Source organism: Pseudomonas sp. 30_B, assembly GCF_017491605.1.
Classification (GTDB): Bacteria; Pseudomonadota; Gammaproteobacteria; order Pseudomonadales; family Pseudomonadaceae; genus Pseudomonas.
The window spans coordinates 1-444 of the sequence record NZ_JAFGYY010000358.1 but is presented as its reverse complement, the minus strand read 5'-3'; the positions used below and the strand labels follow the sequence as shown (position 1 = coordinate 444).

Sequence of the window (444 nt, the reverse complement as noted above, 5' to 3'; positions counted from 1 at the left end):
GTCCAGGTGATGTGCATGCCCGTCTGGAACATCAGGAACACGAGACCGAGTTCGCCGAGCCGCGAGAGGAGCGCGGCCGTCTGCGGGCCGATCAGCGCGCCGTGCCCCGCTACGGTGAGCGCGCCGAACGCCGACGGGCCGAGCAGCAGCCCGGCGAGCAGCTCGCCGACGACCCGGCCTTGCCCGAGCCGTTGCGCGAGCGCGCCGAGCGTGAATGCGACGACCACCACGACGCACAGTTGCAGTATCCAGTCAGCCATCTTCGTTGGCTCCTCGCGTTCGGTGCGCGGGCGCGCCGGGGGCATGCGCGCCCGCGCGCCCGCGCGTCGGCGCGCCCGCCGCGGGTTACATCGCGGCGACGCGCTGCAGGCCGAGCCGAGGCCGGGTCGATACGTAGAGCCCGTCGAGCGCCATGTTCGCCGACAGGCAGGGCAGGCCCTCGAT

Annotated in this window: 1 protein-coding gene; it reads right to left on the bottom strand. The window is 73.2% G+C overall.

All coding sequences use genetic code 11. From position 1 onward, the window contains the following. Nucleotides 1-260 (bottom strand): cation:proton antiporter (locus J5M67_RS28655; RefSeq protein WP_207888704.1); only part of this gene is annotated, 260 nt, incomplete at its 3' end. Nucleotides 261-444: the final 184 nt, after the last annotated feature.